The following is an 18,653-nucleotide window of genomic DNA, read 5'->3' as shown; positions in this document are numbered from 1 at the left end:
TCGTTTATTCAGTAAATACTGAAAAGTTTGTATTAAAAGCTTGTAACAACTAGTGTTTGTAGATATACCTATAAATATTCGCACCGCTAATGCGGTAAACACATTTTCAATATTTGGTTAGAAATAGGCAACTATGGGCAAATCGCTAGTAATTGTAGAGTCACCTGCTAAGGCTAAAACAATTAATAAATACTTAGGTAATGACTTTATCGTAAAGTCCAGTATTGGGCATGTACGAGACTTACCTACCTCAGGTTCGAGCAAAGCAAAAGTGCCGGCAACTAAAACGCCAGCAGAAGTGCGTAAAATGCCACCGGATGAGAAAGCAGCGTATAAACAGCAACGAGATTATACTAACTTAGTTGCACGTATGGGGATTGATCCTGAAAAAGGCTGGCAGCCTCATTACGAAATTCTACCGGGTAAAGAAAAGGTTGTTCAAGAATTACAAAAGCTGGCGGAAAAAGCAGACCAAATATACCTCGCAACGGATTTGGATAGAGAAGGGGAAGCAATTGCTTGGCACCTTCAAGAAATCATCGGTGGTGAGCCAGAAAAATATAAACGCGTTGTTTTTAACGAAATTACTAAAAATGCCATCCAGCAAGCGTTTGAAACACCGGGTGAGCTAAATACTGACATGGTATTTGCTCAGCAAACACGTCGTTTTTTAGACCGTGTTGTTGGCTTTATGGTATCGCCGCTTTTATGGGCAAAAGTAGCGCGTGGATTATCGGCAGGGCGAGTGCAGTCAGTTGCAGTGCGATTACTCGTAGAACGAGAGCGTGAAATTAAAGCGTTTATCCCAGAAGAGTTTTGGGATATTCATGCAGATGTTACAAATACTGAGTCAGCATTACGTTTAGAAGTCACTAAACAAGCAGACAAGCCGTTTAAGCCTGTAAACGAAGCACAAATCAAAGAGGCAGTAAAAAGCCTTGAGAATGCCGAATACAAAGTTGTTAACGTTGAAGAAAAACCAAGCAAAAGTCGCCCAAGTGCACCTTTAATTACATCAACAATGCAACAAGCCGCCAGTACACGTTTAGGTTATGGTGTTAAAAAGACCATGATGCTAGCTCAAAGATTGTATGAAGGTGGTTATATTACTTATATGCGTACCGATTCAACTAACTTATCTAAGGATGCGGTTGAGATGTGTCGTGAATACGTGACAGAACAATTTGGTGCAAAGTATTTACCAAAAGAGCCAATTAACTACAGCTCAAAAGGAAACGCCCAAGAAGCGCATGAAGCTATTCGTCCTTCAAGCGTTACCGTGTTGTCTGGACACCTAGAAGGTGTAGATGCCGATGCTAAAAAACTTTACGAGTTAATATGGCGTCAATTTGTAGCGTGTCAAATGGTGCCTGCAGAGTACGATTTAACAACCTTGACTGTTGCGGCTAATGATTTTCAACTTAAAGCTAAAGGGCGTGTACTTCGTTTTGATGGTTGGACTAAAGTACAACCTGCTGTTCGTAAAAAGAACGAAGAAGATCAATCACTTCCTGCTGTTACTATGGGCGAAACATTGACACTTGTCGAACTTGATCCTAAGCAACACTTTACTAAACCGCCAGCGCGCTTTAGCGAAGCAAGTTTAGTTAAAGAGCTAGAAAAACGAGGAATAGGTCGTCCTTCTACATATGCCTCAATTATTTCTACAATCCAAGACCGTGGCTATGTACGCGTAGAAAACCGTCGTTTCTTTGCTGAAAAAATGGGTGAGATTGTTACTGACCGTTTAGTTGAAAATTTTACCGACTTAATGAACTTCGACTTCACGGCAAAAATGGAAGGCCGTTTAGATGACATAGCTGAAGGTGAACGTGTTTGGACGCAAGTCCTTGATAAGTTTTACGCTGACTTTTCAACACAATTAACTATTGCAAAAGACGAACCAGAACAAGGTGGCATGCGTCTTAATGAAATGGTTGAAACTGATATAGAATGCCCTACATGTAGTCGTAAAATGGGTATTCGAACTGCTTCAACTGGAGTGTTTTTAGGGTGTACGGGTTATAACCTACCACCTAAAGAACGTTGCACAACTACTATGAATTTAGTGTCGGGCGATGAAGCGGTAGCCGCTGACGTTGAAGACGAAGAAACAGAAAAATTAATGCAAATGAAGCGCTGTCCTATTTGTGAAACAGCGATGGATTCGTATTTAATTGATGAGACCCGCAAGTTACATGTATGTGGTAACAACCCAGCGTGTAAAGGGCATATTGTTGAGCAAGGCACGTTTAAGATTAAAGGCTATGACGGCCCAATTATTGAGTGTGATAAATGTGGCTCAGACATGGAACTTAAATCTGGACGTTTTGGTAAATACTTTGGCTGTAATAACGAAGAGTGTAAAAATACACGTAAGTTACTAAAAAATGGTGAAGCTGCTCCGCCTAAAGAAGATCCAGTTCATATTCCTGAATTAGAATGTGAAAAATCGGAAGCTTATTTTGTATTACGTGATGGTGCTGCGGGTATATTTTTAGCTGCAAATACATTCCCTAAATCGCGTGAAACTCGAGCGCCTAAGGTTGAAGAGTTAAAACGCTTTAGAGACCGTATATCCCCTAAATTTTACTATTTAGCTGACGCGCCAGCACAAGACCCTGATGGTAATCTTGCTGTTGTACGCTACAGCCGTAAAAACAAAGCGCAGTATGTTATGACTGAAATTGACGGTAAAGCAACTGGTTGGACTGCTCATTATGAAGCAGGTAAATGGGTAGAGGAAGCCAAGAAAAAAGCGGCACCTAAAAAGAAAGCAGCTGCTAAAAAAGCCCCAGCTAAGGCAAAACCTAAAGCAAAAGCAAAAAAAGATGAAGAGTAACTAAAGCTAGGTAGTAACACTTTATCGATAAAAAAACCGGAATGCACAGCCTGTGTCTATTCCGGTTTTTTTTATGCTTAGTAATTGTGTTCGCAACGGCTTTTTGGCTGTTCAATCAACTAAGCATAGCTAACCTTAAATTACAGTTTTGAGTCAGCGTTAAATCTTTACAGACGTTACTTTTTGATAGCCTTCAGATTCAAGCTCATCATTTACACAATTTAAAACATATGCGTAAAGGTCTTCATTCATTACATCGTCGTCTTTAGCCCAGTTAACGCACATCTCAGTGTACTCTTTTATCATTTGCGATGAAGCTACTGGTGTGTCGTCTGCTACTGAGTATGTTGCATATACTGCAAATAGTGACGCTGTTAATGATGCAAGTAATGCTTTTTTCATTCGTTTATTCCTAAAAAAATGGTTTCATAACGGTTATTGTCGCTATAAAACAAACGTGCCCAAGCAGAACGCTTCTGTTGGTATGCTGAATTTAATCGAATTTTAAATAAAAGATAACGAAAAATATTTATCGTAAAGATAAGTTTATTTATAGGCCGTTTTTTTTATAATTATTTGTATAAGCTTAATTAATACGTTAATGTCGCCTATTTTTAATATATAGAATAACAAATGACACCTAACACGCCCGATACACCTAAAAAAAGCATTCAATCGACCAATAAAATAGAGCATGCATTGGAGTCATTTATTTTTAAAGGCCGTTGGTTGTTAGCGCCTTTTTTTGTTGGCCTTTTGTTTGCGGTTATTTTGTTATTGATTAAATTTTTTAAACAACTGTATTTAATGGGGATTGCTACTTTTACAGCATCAAACCAAGATTTACTGGTAGGTATATTGACGCTAGTTGATACAGCGTTACTCGCAGGCCTTTTGTTGATTATTATTTTCAGTGGATACGAAAATTTTGTATCTAAGCTGGGCATAGATAATCACGAAGATAAGCCATCTTGGATGGGCAAAGTAGGGTTTTCAGGGCTTAAAATGAAGCTGATCAGCGCAATTGTTGCAATATCAGCTGTTGAACTCTTAAAAGTGTTTATAAATTCAGAGGCACATTCAAACGACGAGCTACTCTGGAAAGTAATAATCCACGTTACTTTTGTGATGTCGGGCGTGTTGTTTGCATTTACTGACTACCTTAATAGTAAAACCCACAATCATTAATTTACCTACAAAAAAGCCCATGTCATTACATGGGCTTTTTGTTGTCACTAATTAGTGGTTAGTATCAATTAGCACGTTGCGTAATAGCATGCATACGGCGCTAATAGTAATTGCTCGTTCTCTATGTGGCCTTTGTGATGACTAAGCTCACCAAACTCTGTAGAGATAACAGTTGGCAGCGATAAGGCTGCTTCAGCGCCACTTAAATTAAAAACACATAACATCTTTTCATTTTCGAATGTTCTGTAAAAAGCAAGAACAGGCTCATGTGTGTTAATAAATTCAATATCACCTTCAAGTAACACGGGCTTTGTTTTTCGCCATGCCATAAACTCACGATAAGCATTTAAAATAGAATTACTATCAAGAGTTTGCTGTTTTACTGATTGCTGCTTATGCTGCTCGTCTACTGGCAGCCATGGCTTAGTTTCGCTAAAGCCTGCATGTTGTAAACTTGCATTATCCCATGGCATAGGCGTTCTACAACCATCACGGCCTTTAAAGTTAGGCCAAAAGGTTATTCCATAAGGGTCTTGCAGATCTTCAAAGGCTACGCTTGCTTCGCCTAAGCCTAATTCTTCACCCTGGTACATACACACACTACCGCGTAAAGATGCGAGTAGGGCGGTGAGCATTTTACATTGCTGTGAATTAATTTCGCCATTTTGGCTCCAACGGCTTGCTACACGTTCAACATCGTGATTACTAAATGCCCAACATGGCCAGCCTTCTGTCATCCCTTTTTCAAGGGTTTGCACCGTTGTTCTTATATACTCACTTGAATAATCGTTAGTTAAAAGTTCAAAGCTATAACCCATATGCAGCTTATCACCGCCTTGTGTGTACTCTGCCATCGTGGCTAAAGAGTCCTCTGACGAAATTTCACCTAGTGATACAGTGCCAGGGTATTTATTAAGTAACGCACGAATATCTTGCATAAACTCAATATTTTCAGGTTGGGTATTATTGTAGTAGTGGTATTGAAATGCGTAAGGGTTGTCTTCACTGAAACCACGGCCTTGGCGTTTTTCTTTTGGTTTAGCAGGGTTATCACGAAGCTGCGCATCATGATAACAAAAGTTAATGGCATCGAGTCTAAAACCATCAACACCTTTTTTAAGCCAAAACTCAACGTTATCTAGGACTGCTTTTCTAACATCTGGGTTATGAAAATTTAAATCGGGTTGTTCAGTTAAAAAGTTATGAAGGTAGTATTGCCCTCTGCGTGGTTCCCATTGCCATGCACCGCCGCCAAAAATTGATAACCAGTTATTTGGTGCTGTGCCGTCTTCTTTAGAGTCAGCCCACACATACCAATCGGCTTTATCGTTGCTTTGGTTTTCACGACTGTCTAAAAACCATTGATGTTGATCTGATGTGTGGCTTAACACCTGATCGATAATAATTTTAATATCGCGGTCGTGTGCTTGTTCAATAAGTTCGTCGAAGTCGTTTAAATTGCCAAATAAAGGATCAATATCACGGTAGTCACTAATATCGTAACCAAAATCTTTCATAGGAGATTTAAAAAATGGCGAAATCCAAATAGCATCAACACCTAAGCTCTTAATATAATCAATACGATTAATTATTCCTCTTAAATCACCAATACCGTCGTTGTTGCTATCTTGAAAGCTACGCGGGTAAACTTGATAAATAACCGCACCTTTATACCACTGCTTTTGGGCCATGCTTTTCTCCGTCATTCCAAACAGTTTTTTAAATTCTTATATGTGATTATGGTGAATCACGTTGTTTTCAAAAAGCATACGTGAAGGCCGAGATACTGTAAAAAGACTGCATACGTATGCACAAAAATAAGCATGTTTGAGTTACTTCAAAAAATAGATATTTAGTGTCAATTAAGCGTTATAACTAAATTAAACCTGTTTACCAATTGCGTTTAATAAAAAAGAAACATGGCATAGCACCTCGCCAGTGCATATTTTTACTGGATTGCACTATAATAGTGATTGTATGTAATGGTCTTACCAATTTCACATTCATATCTATTAATTAAATTTAGCTTATGGTGCATGGTTAAAATTTATTTCTTAATAATTACAGGCTGTTAAAGCACGTTAAAATCATTAGGCTATTTTGCATAATTGTAATATTTGGATGGAATTGGTTGCACCAATAAATACCATTTAAAACAGTGTGTTACTAAGTCTTATGTGAAGTTTATGTTAATTTATAATGGTTTTATAAGGCTTGAATACGTATGCATAAACTTGTTAATAAAATAAACCAAGCGTTAATATCCATCCTGACAACAAAATAAGCTCGCCTCGGTTTACTATCACTAAACAATTGAGCGGGTATCACAATATGGGTAACGGGAAAACATCATGTCTATGTTCAAACCAAGTATATTAACTCTGGCGTTAGCTGCTGCTGGCATCACTAGTTTTGCAGCAACTGCAGCTGAAGAAAAACAATTAAAAAATGATGACGTAGAAGTTATCGAAGTTAAAGGTTTTCGTGGCAGCATTGTAGAATCAATCAACACTAAACGTTTTTCACCAGAAGTCGTTGAGTCTATCTCTGCAGAAGATATTGGTAAGCTGCCTGATTCGTCGATTGCTGAGTCTATCGCTCGTTTACCTGGCTTAACAGCACAGCGCCTAGACGGTCGTGCAAGTCGAGTGAGTGTACGTGGCTTTAGTGAAAATGAAAGTGCCACTACATTTAATGGCCGTGAGCAAGTATCGATTGGCGATAACCGTGGCGTTGAGTTTGACCTTTACCCATCTGAAATAATGAGCGGCGTAACGGTTTACAAAACACCCAGTGCGAGTATCGAAGCTGAAGGCATCGCCGGTGTTATAGACATGCAAACCGTAAAACCTTTAAGTAAAGGCGAACGTGTAATCATGTTCAACGGCCAACTTGAGCAAACTGGTTTTGGTAAACTTAATCCAGACGGTGATGATCAAGGTTACCGCGGTACCGTTTCATACATTGACCAATTTGCAGATGACACGATTGGTGTTGCGTTTGCTCTAAACACAATGAGTTCACCAAACCAAGAAAAGCGCTGGAACTCATGGGGCTACCCAGAGTTTACTGCTGAAGATGGTCAGTCATATTCTATTTTAGGTGGCGCTAAGCCTTACGTACGTTCTTCAACGCTTGAGCGTGACTCAGCTATGCTTGTATTAGAAGCGGCTCCTACTGATAAATTAAACATGACGTTTGATGCGCTTTACATCGATTTTGCAGATGAGCAAATTTTACGCGGTATCGAAATTCCATTTGCATGGGGTCAAGGTTCAATTAGCCCTGATTCAACAACGGTTGATGCCGAGACTGGTTTTATTACAAGTGCTGTGACTGAAGGCCAACGTGTTGTTGTTCGTAACGATCATCAAGAACGAAAAGCAGAATTGACGCAGTTTGGTTTTAATGCAAAGTACGACATTAATGACAGTTGGAGCACAGAGTTTGATATTAGTCGCTCTGAGGTTGAGCGTCAGTTGTGGAGCATTGAAAGTTATTCAGGCACAGGCCGAGGTGATGCTAATGGCGTTGCTGACAACATAGGTTATATGCTTGATGGTGGTAACACAGGTGCACAGTTCTCTCATGAGCTAGATTACAGCGACTATAACCTAATTCAATTAGGTGGTCCGTTATCGTGGGGCGGAAGTAAAGCCCTAAATGACAAATATGGTTTAACTGACACTCCATTTCAAAATACAGCACAAGATGGCTTTATCAATGCGCCAGAAGTGAATGATGAACTAACCACGTTAAAACTTGCTGCAACTAAAATTCTTGATAACGAATACGTAAATGCTGTTAAATTTGGTATGTCTTATCGTGACCGTGAAAAATCAAAATTGTCTGAAGGTTATTTCTTAACACTTAAAGATTTTTCACTGTCAAACCCGGGTATGGTTTCTGTTCCAGAGCAGTACCGTTTAGGTTCAGCTAGCTTAGACTTCATTGGTATGGGCGATATGATTGCCTACGATACTCGTGCCTTAATAAACGATGGTTACTATGATTTACTTCAAGAAAGCCTAACTGACCAAAAACACAAAACGCAGTCGTGGACAGTACAAGAAAAAGTAACTGCGTTCTTTGTTCAAGCCGATATTAATGCAGAGATTGGATCAATTCCGGTAACAGGTAATGTAGGCGTTCGTTATGTTAAAACTGAACAGTCTTCACAAGGTTCAGCTGCTAACACAGTAGACGGATTGGTTGTTGTTACACCAACAGATGTAAGTCACGATTACAGCCACGTTTTACCAAGCATTAACTTATCGTTTGCAATCGATGAAGAACAAACGTTACGTTTTGGTGCGGCAAAAACTATTTCACGCGCGTTGTTAAACGATATGAATGCGTCAATTAATGCATCATACGGACAACAACCAGATGATAATGGTAACTTTTGGAGCATTTCGGGTGGTAACCCTAAACTAGAGCCAAAAGAAGCGACAGGCTTCGATATAAGTTACGAAAACTACTTTAATGCAGAAGGTTATTTTTCTGCTGCGGTTTTCTATAAAGATATCAATCAATGGATATTCGACGGTACATACGAAGTCGATATGTCTGGTGTAGCTAACCCTGCAACGGGTGAAATACCTGCAACTTCGTCGGGTACTGGTAATGGTAAAGTCAATGGCGGCGGCGGTGATCTATGGGGTTACGAGCTTTCACTTGCGTTACCATTCAATGTATTCCACTCTTCACTAGATGGCTTTGGTTTAATTGCAAGTCATACCGGTATTGAGCAAGACGTTGAAGATCAAAACGGTAATGAATATGAACTTGTTGGCTTATCTGACCAAATAGATAGCTTGACAGTTTACTACGAGCGTAATGGTTTCCAAGCGCGTACAAGCATGCGTAAGCGTAGTGACTTTAAAGGTAACGTAAACGGATTAGGTCTTGCTGCAACTCAAGTTGATATTAAAGGTGAAACAATTTGGGATGCGCAATTGGGCTTTGATTTTGGCGAAGCTGGTGTTGATAGCTTAGATGGCTTAAATGTAACCTTCCAAGTACAAAATATTACTGAAGAACCGTTTACTACTTTAAGTGGCGATAACGCGCTGCAAGTACGTGACTACCAAGATTATGGTCGTACGTTCTTACTGGGCTTTAGTTACAAGCTATAATAAACGTTGTGTGTAGAAGCCCTTGTAATTTATTTTACAAGGGCTTTTTTATAGCTACTTTATCTAAATTTTATCAAAATCTGATTTATACCAATCAAACCATTAAGTGCTATGTTGAGTTGGTATTAACACGTGGGCAATACTATGAAACCAATAAAAAACGTTGTTATTGCGGGTGGTGGAACCGCTGGTTGGATAGCCGCAGCGCTACTTAATAAAGTGTTAGGTAAAGTAATTAACATCACGCTTATAGAGTCCAGTAGCATTGGCACAATAGGCGTCGGTGAAGCGACCATTCCGCCTATTATTCAGCTTAACAATGCGTTGGGTATTAATGAACAAGACTTTATAAACGCCACCAATGCCTCTATAAAACTTGGCATCGAGTTCGAAAACTGGAAAACACCATCTCATAGTTACATGCATGCATTTGGCTCGTTTGGTAAAGATTTTCCCTTTTGTGATTTTTATAACTTTTGGATAAAAGGGCAAATAAGTGGCAGTGAAGATTCGTTATGGGATTTTTCACTTAATTACCAAGCCGCTAAAAAGCACAAATTTGCACCACTTAAATCTATTCCAAATACACAACTGCCTGGGCTTAGCTACGCTTTTCATTTTGATGCGACTCTATATGCTGAGTACTTAAAAAAATTGGCGTTATCACGCGGTGTAAAACACATAGATGCAAAAATTGAGCATATCACGCAATGCCCTAACACAGGCCAAATTAACAGTCTAACGCTTGATAATAATAGCCAAATTGAGGGTGATTTATTTATAGATTGTACGGGGCAACGTGCACTTTTAATTGAGCAAACACTTAATACAGGCTTTGTTGATTGGTCGCATTATTTACCATGCGATAGCGCCGTAGCAGTGCAATCAACAGGAAGTGATGAATTAAGGCCTTATACACGTTCTATTGCACATAACGCAGGTTGGCAGTGGCAAATACCTTTGCAAAATAGAACAGGTAATGGGTTGGTTTATTGCAGCCGCTATTTATCTGACGAGTCAGCTACCGCGCTTTTACTCAACAACTTACCGGGTGAACCGACAACATCCCCTCGTTTAATAAAATTTAAAACAGGACGACGTCTAAAGCAATGGCATAAAAACGTAGTAGCAGTGGGCCTTTCTAGTGGTTTTTTAGAACCGCTGGAGTCCACTAGTATTCATTTAATTCAAAGTGCGGTTATACGTTTAATTAAGTTATTTCCTCACAATGGCGTTAGTGATGCGCTTGTTACTGAATTTAATAAGCAAAGTGTGACCGAGATAGAGCATATTCGCGACTTCATTATTTTACACTACAAGTTAACCGAACGAGAAGATACTCCTTTTTGGCGCCAGTGTAAGCAGATGGATATTCCTCAATCGTTAGCTCATAAAATGGATTTATTTAGGCAAACAGGCAAGGTAGTTCGAGAAAGTGACGAGCTATTTGCAGAAGTGGCTTGGCAACAGGTATGCATTGGGCAAGGCCTTATTCCCGATGATTACAATAGTATTGTTGACTCACTCAGTAGTGAACAACTAAACGATTTATTTTCTACATTAAAAGCGCTTATTAATTCAACGGTAGAACAATTACCCACCCATAAAGAATTTTTAGCCAATATAAAAAGGGTTTAATGATGCGATTTTTAAATAAACTATTACTTACAACAGCGTGTGCTTTTTCATGCTCAACCTATGCACTTGACGTTGAACCTACTAATTGGTGGGTAGGCATGAATAAAAACACGATTACCATCATGGTGCATGAGCAAAACATTGCAAACGAGCAAATTAAATTAGCTAAATACAATGGCGTTAAGTTAAATAAAGTAACCCGTACCGATAATCCAAATTATGTATTTTTAAATATTACCATTACCGACGCCGCTCAAGCGGGAACTCTTCAATTTAATAGCCGCGAAGCGAGCCAAAGTTTCGAATTTCCACTACTTGCACGTGATAAAAACAGTGCAAAGCGCCAAGGCTTTACGTCTAACGATACCCTTTATTTAATCAACCCAGATCGCTTTGCTAATGGTGATGAGCAAAACGATACTGTTCCTAGCATGTTAGAAGCCGCAAATCCTAGTATAAAGGGCGGACGCCACGGGGGTGATATACAAGGTGTTATAAACGCATTACCGTATTTAAACGATTTAGGCATTACTCAGCTTTGGTTAACGCCAGTACTTGAAAACAACATGCCAGATTATTCTTACCATGGTTATGCAATTACTGACTTTTATAAAGTTGACCCACGTATGGGCTCAAATCAGTTATATAAAACGCTATCTGCAAAAGCAAAAGAGCAAGGCATAGGCCTTGTAATGGATATGGTACTCAACCATTTTGGCTCAGAGCATACTTGGGTTAAAGATAAGCCTACCAAAGATTGGATTAACTTTAATGGTGAATTTAACAATGGCAAAAACGCCACAAGCCATGCACGCCAAACTATACAAGACCCACACGCCAGTGAGTACGACAAGCGCCAGTTTAACGATGGTTGGTTTGTAGAAACCATGCCTGATTTAAATCAGCGGCAACCACTGTTAAGTGAATATTTAATTCAAAACGCTATTTGGTGGATTGAATACGCGGATTTAAGCGGTATTCGCGTTGATACCTACTCTTACTCAGATAAAGCATTTTTGAGCGATTGGACAAAAGCCATTATGCAAGAATACCCAGATTTTAATATTGTAGGAGAGGAGTGGACCTCTAACCCTGCAATTGCCTCTTACTGGCAACGTGGTAAAAATAATCAAGATGGCTATACATCAAGCCTACCCAGTGTGATGGACTTTTCGTTACAAGAGTCGGTAATTCAAGCGCTAAATGAAGATGAAAGTTGGAACACGGGCTGGGTTAAAGTCTATGAGTCGTTGGCGAATGACTTTTTATACCCTGATACCAATAACATTATGGTGTTTGCTGATAACCACGATATGAGCCGTGTATACACCGAGCTTGGTCAAGATGTTGCAAAAACTAAAATGGCTATGACCCTATTTTTAACCACGCGCGGTATTGCACAAATGTATTACGGTACGGAGGTTTTACTAGATAACACCCCAAGTAAAGACCATGGTGATATTAGAATAGATTTCCCGGGTGGGTTTAAAGGCCAAACGAGTAATGGATTTACAGGTAAAGGGCTTACCTCGCAGCAAAAAGACATGCATAAAACAATTAGCACCTTGCTTAACTTTAGAAAAAGCAGCACTGCACTAGATAAAGGCAAGTTAGTGCACTTTACGCCTCAACAAGGTGTGTATAGTTATGCGCGTATTAGCGACGAGCAAACTGTGTTGGTATTTATGAATAAAAACACAAAAGAGCTAGTTAAGAATATTGAGTATATGCAGGAAGTAATGCCAAAAAATGCTAAAGCGCATAACTTATTCACCAACAAAACACAATTACTAGGTGATACAGTGGCTTTACCGGCAATGAGTGCCACCGTTTTAGTAATAAATACACCACAATAGTTTGCCTGAATACGTATGCAGCAACTATATGGTTGCTGCACTAATCATTAGTATTAAGTGATACGCACTGACAAAAGACACACAATGAAAAAATCAGTTTATGCACCTGCAATTTTATGTAGCGCACTATTAATTAGTAGCTGCTCAGAAAGTAATAAAGATGAGCAACCCCAAGTAACACAGAGTAAAGCTAATGAGTTAGCTAAGCCTGTTGTATATCAAGTTTTCACTCGTTTATTTGGTAATACGCAAACCGCCAATGTGCCATGGGGCAGCAAAGAGCAAAACGGCGTGGGCAAATTTGCCGACTTTAACAACGCTGCGCTTAAGGGTATTAAAGAACTAGGTACCACGCACGTTTGGTATACGGGTGTATTGCATCACGCATTAGTGGGTGATTATACGCAGTTCGGTATTTCTAAAGACGATCCTGATGTTGTAAAAGGGCGCGCTGGCTCACCTTATGCAATTAAAGACTACTACGACGTAAACCCCGATTTAGCGATTAACGTCACTAACCGAATGGGCGAATTTAGTGAGCTTATTGAACGCACACATAATCATGGAATGAAGGTCATTATTGATATAGTACCTAACCATGTGGCGCGTAACTACGAATCGCTGGGTAAGCCAAAAGGTGTTAAAGACTTTGGTGAAGAAGATGACACCAGCAAAGAGTATGATAAAAATAATAATTTTTACTATGTACCAGGAAAGTCTTTTCAAGTACCTACAGATGCTAATTACCAAGTCCTAGGTGGCAATGCTCATCCACTTGCGGACGGCTTTTTTGACGAAAACCCAGCAAAATGGACAGGTAATGGTGCAAGAGCGCCAAAACCCGACATAAATGATTGGTACGAAACCGTAAAAGTTAATTACGGTGTTAAACCAAATGGCAGTTACGACTTTCCAACATTACCAAAAACTATAGCGACGCAAGATTATCGTGCTCATTATGAATTTTGGCAAGATAAAGAGCTTCCTAACAGCTGGTATAAATTTAGAGACATTGCACTTTTTTGGCTCGACAAAGGCGTTGATGGCTTTAGATACGACATGGCCGAAATGGTACCGGTTGAATTTTGGAGCTTTTTAAATTCATCAATAAAAATGCAAAAGCCAGACGCCTTTTTATTGGCTGAAGTATACAACCCGAAAATGTATCGTGCTTATATTCATCAAGGTAAAATGGATTTCCTTTACGATAAAGTCGGCTTTTACGATACGTTAAAGGCCATTATGCAAGTCAAGCAGCCAGCAAACACTATTTTTGATGCGCATAAAACCGTTGCCGATATAGAGCAACACATGCTGCATTTTTTAGAAAACCATGACGAGCAACGCATTGCCAGCCCAGACTTTGCAGGAAATGCAGCGTGGGGTAAACCCGCTATGGTGGTATCTAACTTAATTAGTCGCGCGCCAAGCTTATTATATTTTGGTCAAGATGTGGGTGAAGATGGTTCTGAAAATGCTGGATTTGGTTCGCCAACGCGCACCAGTATTTTTGATTATATAGGTGTTCCCGCTCATCAAGCATGGATGAATAAGGGTCAGTTTGATGGTGCAAAACTCACTAACGAACAAGCTGCATTGCGTGAATATTACAAAGCAATTATGGCTTTAAATACTTTACCTGCTGTTGTGGGCGGCGATATGCAAGAGCTTACTATTACAGGCAGCGATCGTATTGTTGGGTTTAGCCGAGCGCTTGGGCAGCAAACAATTTTGGTACTCAGTAACTTTAGTGAGCAAACACAGAGTATCTCTGTTGATTTATCTCTTGAGCAAGTAACAAAACTGGGTGAAAGCTCACTACTTGTTGATTTACTTGAGCAACACCAAGTGGCACTTAAAACACACTCGCAAGGCGCCACATTTAACCTGACACTTGAAGCATTTAGCAGCGCAGTATTAACAAATAAGGCTAATAATGAATAATCAAAATAATAATAGTGACAAGCCAAATCTAAGTTTTTGGCAAATATGGAATATGTGCTTTGGCTTTTTAGGCATACAGTTTGGTTTTGCCCTGCAAAACGGTAACGTGAGCCGTATATTTCAAACATTAGGCGCCCAAGTAGATGATATACCCATTTTATGGGTTGCTGCACCACTAACCGGTTTAATTGTTCAGCCCATTATAGGTTATTGGAGCGATAAAACTTGGGGCCGATTTGGCCGCCGTCGTCCGTTCTTTTTTGTAGGGGCAGTGTTAACAACGCTTTCGTTATTTATTATGCCGCATTCGCCAACCCTTTGGATTGCTGCAGGTATGTTATGGATCATGGATGCCTCGATTAACGTGACCATGGAACCTTTCAGAGCGCTGGTTGGTGATAACCTGCCAGAGAAACAACGTGCAACAGGCTATGGTTTACAAAGCTTTTTTATTGGTATTGGAGCGGTATTAGCCTCAGCATTACCCTGGATGATGACCAACTGGTTTGATGTAAGCAATACGGCAGGGGCAGGGCAAATTCCCGAGTCAGTCAAATATTCATTTTACTGGGGTGGGGTGGTTTTATTAGTAGCTGTTTTATGGACTGTGGCACGCACCAAGGAATATAGCCCAGAACAACTTGCTGAATTTGAAAAGCAAACAGCGAAGTCTACCACTGCAATTATTGCCGATATTAACTTTAACAAAGGCGCCATTATTTTTGTGGTGTTAGGTTTAGCAACTCTTGCATTAGTAATGGGGTTATCGCTTGAAAAAGAGCTTTACCTACTTGCTGGTGGTTTACTAGCATTTGGGATTGTGCAGTGGATTGCAGCAGCGCTTAAAAGTGCTAATAAAACCCAAGGTGGTTTTTACCAAGTAGTGCAAGATGTATTCACAATGCCAGAGGCCATGAAGCAGCTTGCATGGGTACAGTTTTTTAGCTGGTTTACGTTATTTGCCATGTGGATTTACACCACTGCCGCGGTGACTAGCTTTCACTATGGTAGTAGCGATGCAACTTCTAAAGCATTTAACGATGGTGCAGATTGGGTGGGTATTTTATTTGCCGCTTACAATGGTTTTGCTGCTATTGCCGCTATGTGTATTCCGTTTTTAGTTAAAAAAATGGGTCTAAAAGGCGCGCATTGTTTTAATTTATTGCTAGGCGCGTTAGGCCTTGCAAGCTTTATGTTTATTCAAGATCCTAAAATGTTACTTATACCTATGATTGGTGTGGGCTTTGCGTGGGCCTCTATTCTATCGCTACCATACGCTATGTTAAGTAACGCCTTACCAAGTAATAAAATGGGCGTTTACATGGGCATTTTTAACTTCTTTATTGTTATCCCGCAATTGCTAGCAGCCAGTATTCTAGGGCTTATTTTACGTCACGCATTTTCAAATCAGCCTATTTACGCATTACTAATTGGCGCAGCCTCATTTGTCGTTGCCGCTGTAGCCGTAATGCGCGTTAAAAATTCTAATTAAGGACACACAATGAAAAAATATAACCTTATAACTGCCTCACTTTTAACATTGGGTTTAACTGCCTGCGGTGCACAAAACACAAGCACAGATAATGAAAATATCGCTGCACAGGTTAAATCGGCACCTGGCGCGCCAGGCGCAGAGCCATTTTGGGCGTATGCAGGTAAAACAGGTATCGGCACATCGTTTGAAGAATATAAAAACGGTCAGTACAGTGACTCAGCTGCAACAGGCAATGTATCGAAAGTGTGGTTTTCTATTGCTAAAGGGATGATCACAGAAACTATGTTTGGGCTTATTCACCAAGCACAAATAAAAGACATGCAATTTATTGTTAGCGGTGAAGACTTTACGGTAACCGAGGCTGATGACTTAGACGTAACCATTGATTACTTATACAAAGATGAGCAAGGCAGACCACTTTCACTAGCTTATAAAGTAACAAGTACCGACAAGCAAGGTCGCTTTAGTTTAGAAAAACACATATTTACCGACCCAGATACACAAACATTATTTGTACGAAGTGTATTTAATACTCAATTAGAGGGTTTAAAAGCCTACGTTAACGTTAACCCATACATTAATAATAACGGATTAGGTGACTTTGCTAAAACAACAGAGCAAGGGCTTGTAGCCTGGGAAGGCGATAACTATTTAACATTACAATCAAGTTCACCTTTTAAAGCGCAAACCGTTGGCTTTACAGGTGAAAGTGATGGCATAAGCTCACTTAAAACAACACAAGCAATTAGCAATCAGTATACGAATACCGGTGATGCTTCAGGTAATGTAAACATGCTTGCAGAACTCGGTGATATCAGTAACAACACTACATTTGATTTAGCTTTAAGCTTTGGTAACACGCAGCAGCAAAGTATGCAGCACGGTGAGCAAAGCTTGGCAAAGGGCTATAAAGCGGTACTTGATCACTACAACGGTAAAGGCGACGAGCTAGGTTGGCAAGACTACATACAAAGTCTTGAGCCACTAGCAAGCATGGTTGAGCAAACTGCCGATAACGGCAAGCTTTTATACACCAGTGCCATGGTTTTAAAAGCACAAGAAGATAAAACACACGCGGGTGCACTTATTGCATCACTGTCAAACCCATGGGGTGAAACTGTATCTGCAAAAGAAGGTTCTACTGGTTATAAAGCGGTATGGGTGCGCGATTTTTACCAAGTTGCAATGGCATTTATGGCGCTCGGCGATACAGCCACTGCTAAAACAGCATTTGAGTACCTTGAAAAAGTACAAGTTAACAGCAATACGCCCGGTAATAATGGCGATACTGGCTGGTTTTTACAAAAAACACATGTAGATGGTGAGCTTGAATGGGTAGGTGTACAGTTAGATCAAACCGCTATGCCTATTATGCTTGCCTGGAAGTTACATAAAGCCAATGTACTTAGCGACGATGAACTAAAAAGTTGGTACGGTAAAATGCTAAAACCGGCAGCCGATTTTTTAGTTGATGGTGGCCTTGCTAAAATTTTATGGAACGACACGCAAATTACTCCACCGGCAACACAGCAGGAGCGCTGGGAAGAGCAAGAAGGTTACTCGCCTTCTACGACGGCTGCAATTGTTGCGGGCTTGATAACAGCCAGCGATATAGCAACACTTAGCGGTGACGATAAAAACGCTAAGCGTTATTTAGAAACGGCTAAGAAGTATAACAGCGAAATAGAATCGCAAATGTTTACCACAAAGGGTAATTTAAAAAGCGAAAATACCGATGGTGAGTACTTTATTCGTATAGGCCAAGATACTGATGCTAATTCAGACACCAAAATTAATGCGAATAATGGCCGTGAAGGGTTTAATAAAAAGCAAATTTTAGATGGTGGTTTTTTAGAACTTGTACGCTACGGTGTGCGTGGCGCTAACGACGAAAGCATTGTTAAAACATTGCCTGAATATGACGATGAAACGCTTGAAGATAACCTACAGGTAAAATATAGCTTTAGTTTTGAAGATGGCACTGGCACATTTGCAGGCTACCGCCGTTACGGTAACGACGGTTACGGCGAAGATGAAGTAACAGGTACAAATTACGCAGAGGGCGGCGCTAACACTCCTGGGCAACGTGGTCGTGTATGGCCATTTTTCACTGGTGAACGTGGCCATTACGAAATTGCTGCAGCTAACGCTAGCAAAACACTTAATGATGCTAAGCAGGCTGATATTAGAAATAGTTACGTAAAAGGCCTAGAACAGTTTGCGAATGAAGGCATGATGTTGCCTGAGCAAGTTTGGGATGGCGTAGGTGTTAATAAAGCCGGTTATGAGTTGGGCGAAGGTACTAACTCAGCTACACCATTAGCGTGGACACATGCCGAGTACGTAAAGCTAGTTCGCTCATTAAGCGATAAACAAGTATGGGATTATTACCCAGTGGTAGAAAAAGCACTAAAGTAAACTTGTCTACTAAGTAAAGAAAAACCACGCTTATAGCGTGGTTTTTTTATATTTAAGGTAAAGTTATATTTGAAACAGGGTGCTGTGTATTGAATAACTTGAACTTTGGTTAAGAGATTTATTAACCAACTAAA

At 40.0% G+C, this 18,653-nt stretch carries 10 protein-coding genes; 8 read left to right on the top strand and 2 right to left on the bottom strand.

Annotated features, from left to right (window positions below; genetic code table 11):
- Positions 1-133: 133 nt before the first annotated feature.
- Positions 134-2,842, top strand: coding sequence for a type I DNA topoisomerase (gene topA, locus AC27I2_RS09855; RefSeq protein WP_058404445.1), 2,709 nt, complete (start codon positions 134-136; stop codon positions 2,840-2,842).
- 159 nt (positions 2,843-3,001) lie between these two features.
- Here topA and AC27I2_RS09850 read toward each other — a convergent pair whose 3' ends face one another.
- Positions 3,002-3,244 (bottom strand): hypothetical protein, encoded by a 243-nt coding sequence (locus AC27I2_RS09850; RefSeq protein ID WP_058404446.1) that lies wholly within the window; start codon positions 3,242-3,244, stop codon positions 3,002-3,004.
- 231 nt (positions 3,245-3,475) lie between these two features.
- Here AC27I2_RS09850 and AC27I2_RS09845 point away from each other — a divergent pair, with 231 nt between their 5' ends.
- Complete coding sequence (locus AC27I2_RS09845) at positions 3,476-4,030, top strand: TIGR00645 family protein (protein ID WP_058404447.1); 555 nt, start codon at positions 3,476-3,478, stop codon at positions 4,028-4,030.
- Positions 4,031-4,098: 68 nt separating this feature from the next.
- On the opposite strand, the gene AC27I2_RS09840 is transcribed toward AC27I2_RS09845, so the two are convergent.
- Complete coding sequence (locus AC27I2_RS09840) at positions 4,099-5,721, bottom strand: alpha-glucosidase family protein (RefSeq protein WP_487204167.1); 1,623 nt, start codon at positions 5,719-5,721, stop codon at positions 4,099-4,101.
- 660 nt (positions 5,722-6,381) lie between these two features.
- On the opposite strand from AC27I2_RS09840, the gene AC27I2_RS09835 reads away from it, so the two are divergent.
- The 6 genes from AC27I2_RS09835 to AC27I2_RS09810 all read left to right on the top strand — a co-directional run bounded on the left by AC27I2_RS09835 (position 6,382) and on the right by AC27I2_RS09810 (position 18,519).
- Positions 6,382-9,168 (top strand): TonB-dependent receptor, encoded by a 2,787-nt coding sequence (locus AC27I2_RS09835; RefSeq protein ID WP_487204166.1) that lies wholly within the window; start codon positions 6,382-6,384, stop codon positions 9,166-9,168.
- A gap of 144 nt (positions 9,169-9,312) precedes the next feature.
- Positions 9,313-10,806 carry a tryptophan halogenase family protein gene (locus AC27I2_RS09830; RefSeq protein WP_487204165.1) on the top strand — a complete coding sequence of 498 codons (1,494 nt, stop codon included), beginning with the start codon at positions 9,313-9,315 and terminating at the stop codon, positions 10,804-10,806.
- On the top strand, positions 10,806-12,662 hold the full coding sequence (locus AC27I2_RS09825) for a glycoside hydrolase family 13 protein (RefSeq protein WP_487204164.1): 1,857 nt from the start codon (positions 10,806-10,808) through the stop codon (positions 12,660-12,662). Before AC27I2_RS09830 ends, AC27I2_RS09825 begins: the two co-directional genes overlap by 1 nt.
- A gap of 84 nt (positions 12,663-12,746) precedes the next feature.
- Positions 12,747-14,606 carry an alpha-amylase family glycosyl hydrolase gene (locus AC27I2_RS09820; protein WP_487204163.1) on the top strand — a complete coding sequence of 620 codons (1,860 nt, stop codon included), beginning with the start codon at positions 12,747-12,749 and terminating at the stop codon, positions 14,604-14,606.
- Positions 14,599-16,098: an MFS transporter gene (locus AC27I2_RS09815; protein ID WP_487204162.1), complete on the top strand. Its 1,500-nt coding sequence runs from the start codon at positions 14,599-14,601 to the stop codon at positions 16,096-16,098. The genes AC27I2_RS09820 and AC27I2_RS09815 overlap by 8 nt, the downstream gene beginning before the upstream one ends.
- Positions 16,099-16,107: 9 nt before the next feature.
- Positions 16,108-18,519, top strand: coding sequence for a glycoside hydrolase family 15 protein (locus AC27I2_RS09810; protein ID WP_487204161.1), 2,412 nt, complete (start codon positions 16,108-16,110; stop codon positions 18,517-18,519).
- Positions 18,520-18,653 lie beyond the last annotated feature (134 nt).

It is taken from the genome of Pseudoalteromonas sp. NH0006-46 (genome assembly GCF_057547735.1).
The sequence above is the reverse complement of the archived record's forward strand: the minus strand, read 5'-3'. Positions and strand labels throughout refer to the sequence as shown.

Coding starts and splice junctions, on each gene's coding strand:
- topA (WP_058404445.1), top strand. CDS start 134: ATGGGCAAATCGCTAGTAATTGTAGAGTCACCTGCTAAGGCTAAAACA.
- AC27I2_RS09850 (WP_058404446.1), bottom strand. CDS start 3,244: ATGAAAAAAGCATTACTTGCATCATTAACAGCGTCACTATTTGCAGTA.
- AC27I2_RS09845 (WP_058404447.1), top strand. CDS start 3,476: ATGACACCTAACACGCCCGATACACCTAAAAAAAGCATTCAATCGACC.
- AC27I2_RS09840 (WP_487204167.1), bottom strand. CDS start 5,721: ATGGCCCAAAAGCAGTGGTATAAAGGTGCGGTTATTTATCAAGTTTAC.
- AC27I2_RS09835 (WP_487204166.1), top strand. CDS start 6,382: ATGTCTATGTTCAAACCAAGTATATTAACTCTGGCGTTAGCTGCTGCT.
- AC27I2_RS09830 (WP_487204165.1), top strand. CDS start 9,313: ATGAAACCAATAAAAAACGTTGTTATTGCGGGTGGTGGAACCGCTGGT.
- AC27I2_RS09825 (WP_487204164.1), top strand. CDS start 10,806: ATGATGCGATTTTTAAATAAACTATTACTTACAACAGCGTGTGCTTTT.
- AC27I2_RS09820 (WP_487204163.1), top strand. CDS start 12,747: ATGAAAAAATCAGTTTATGCACCTGCAATTTTATGTAGCGCACTATTA.
- AC27I2_RS09815 (WP_487204162.1), top strand. CDS start 14,599: ATGAATAATCAAAATAATAATAGTGACAAGCCAAATCTAAGTTTTTGG.
- AC27I2_RS09810 (WP_487204161.1), top strand. CDS start 16,108: ATGAAAAAATATAACCTTATAACTGCCTCACTTTTAACATTGGGTTTA.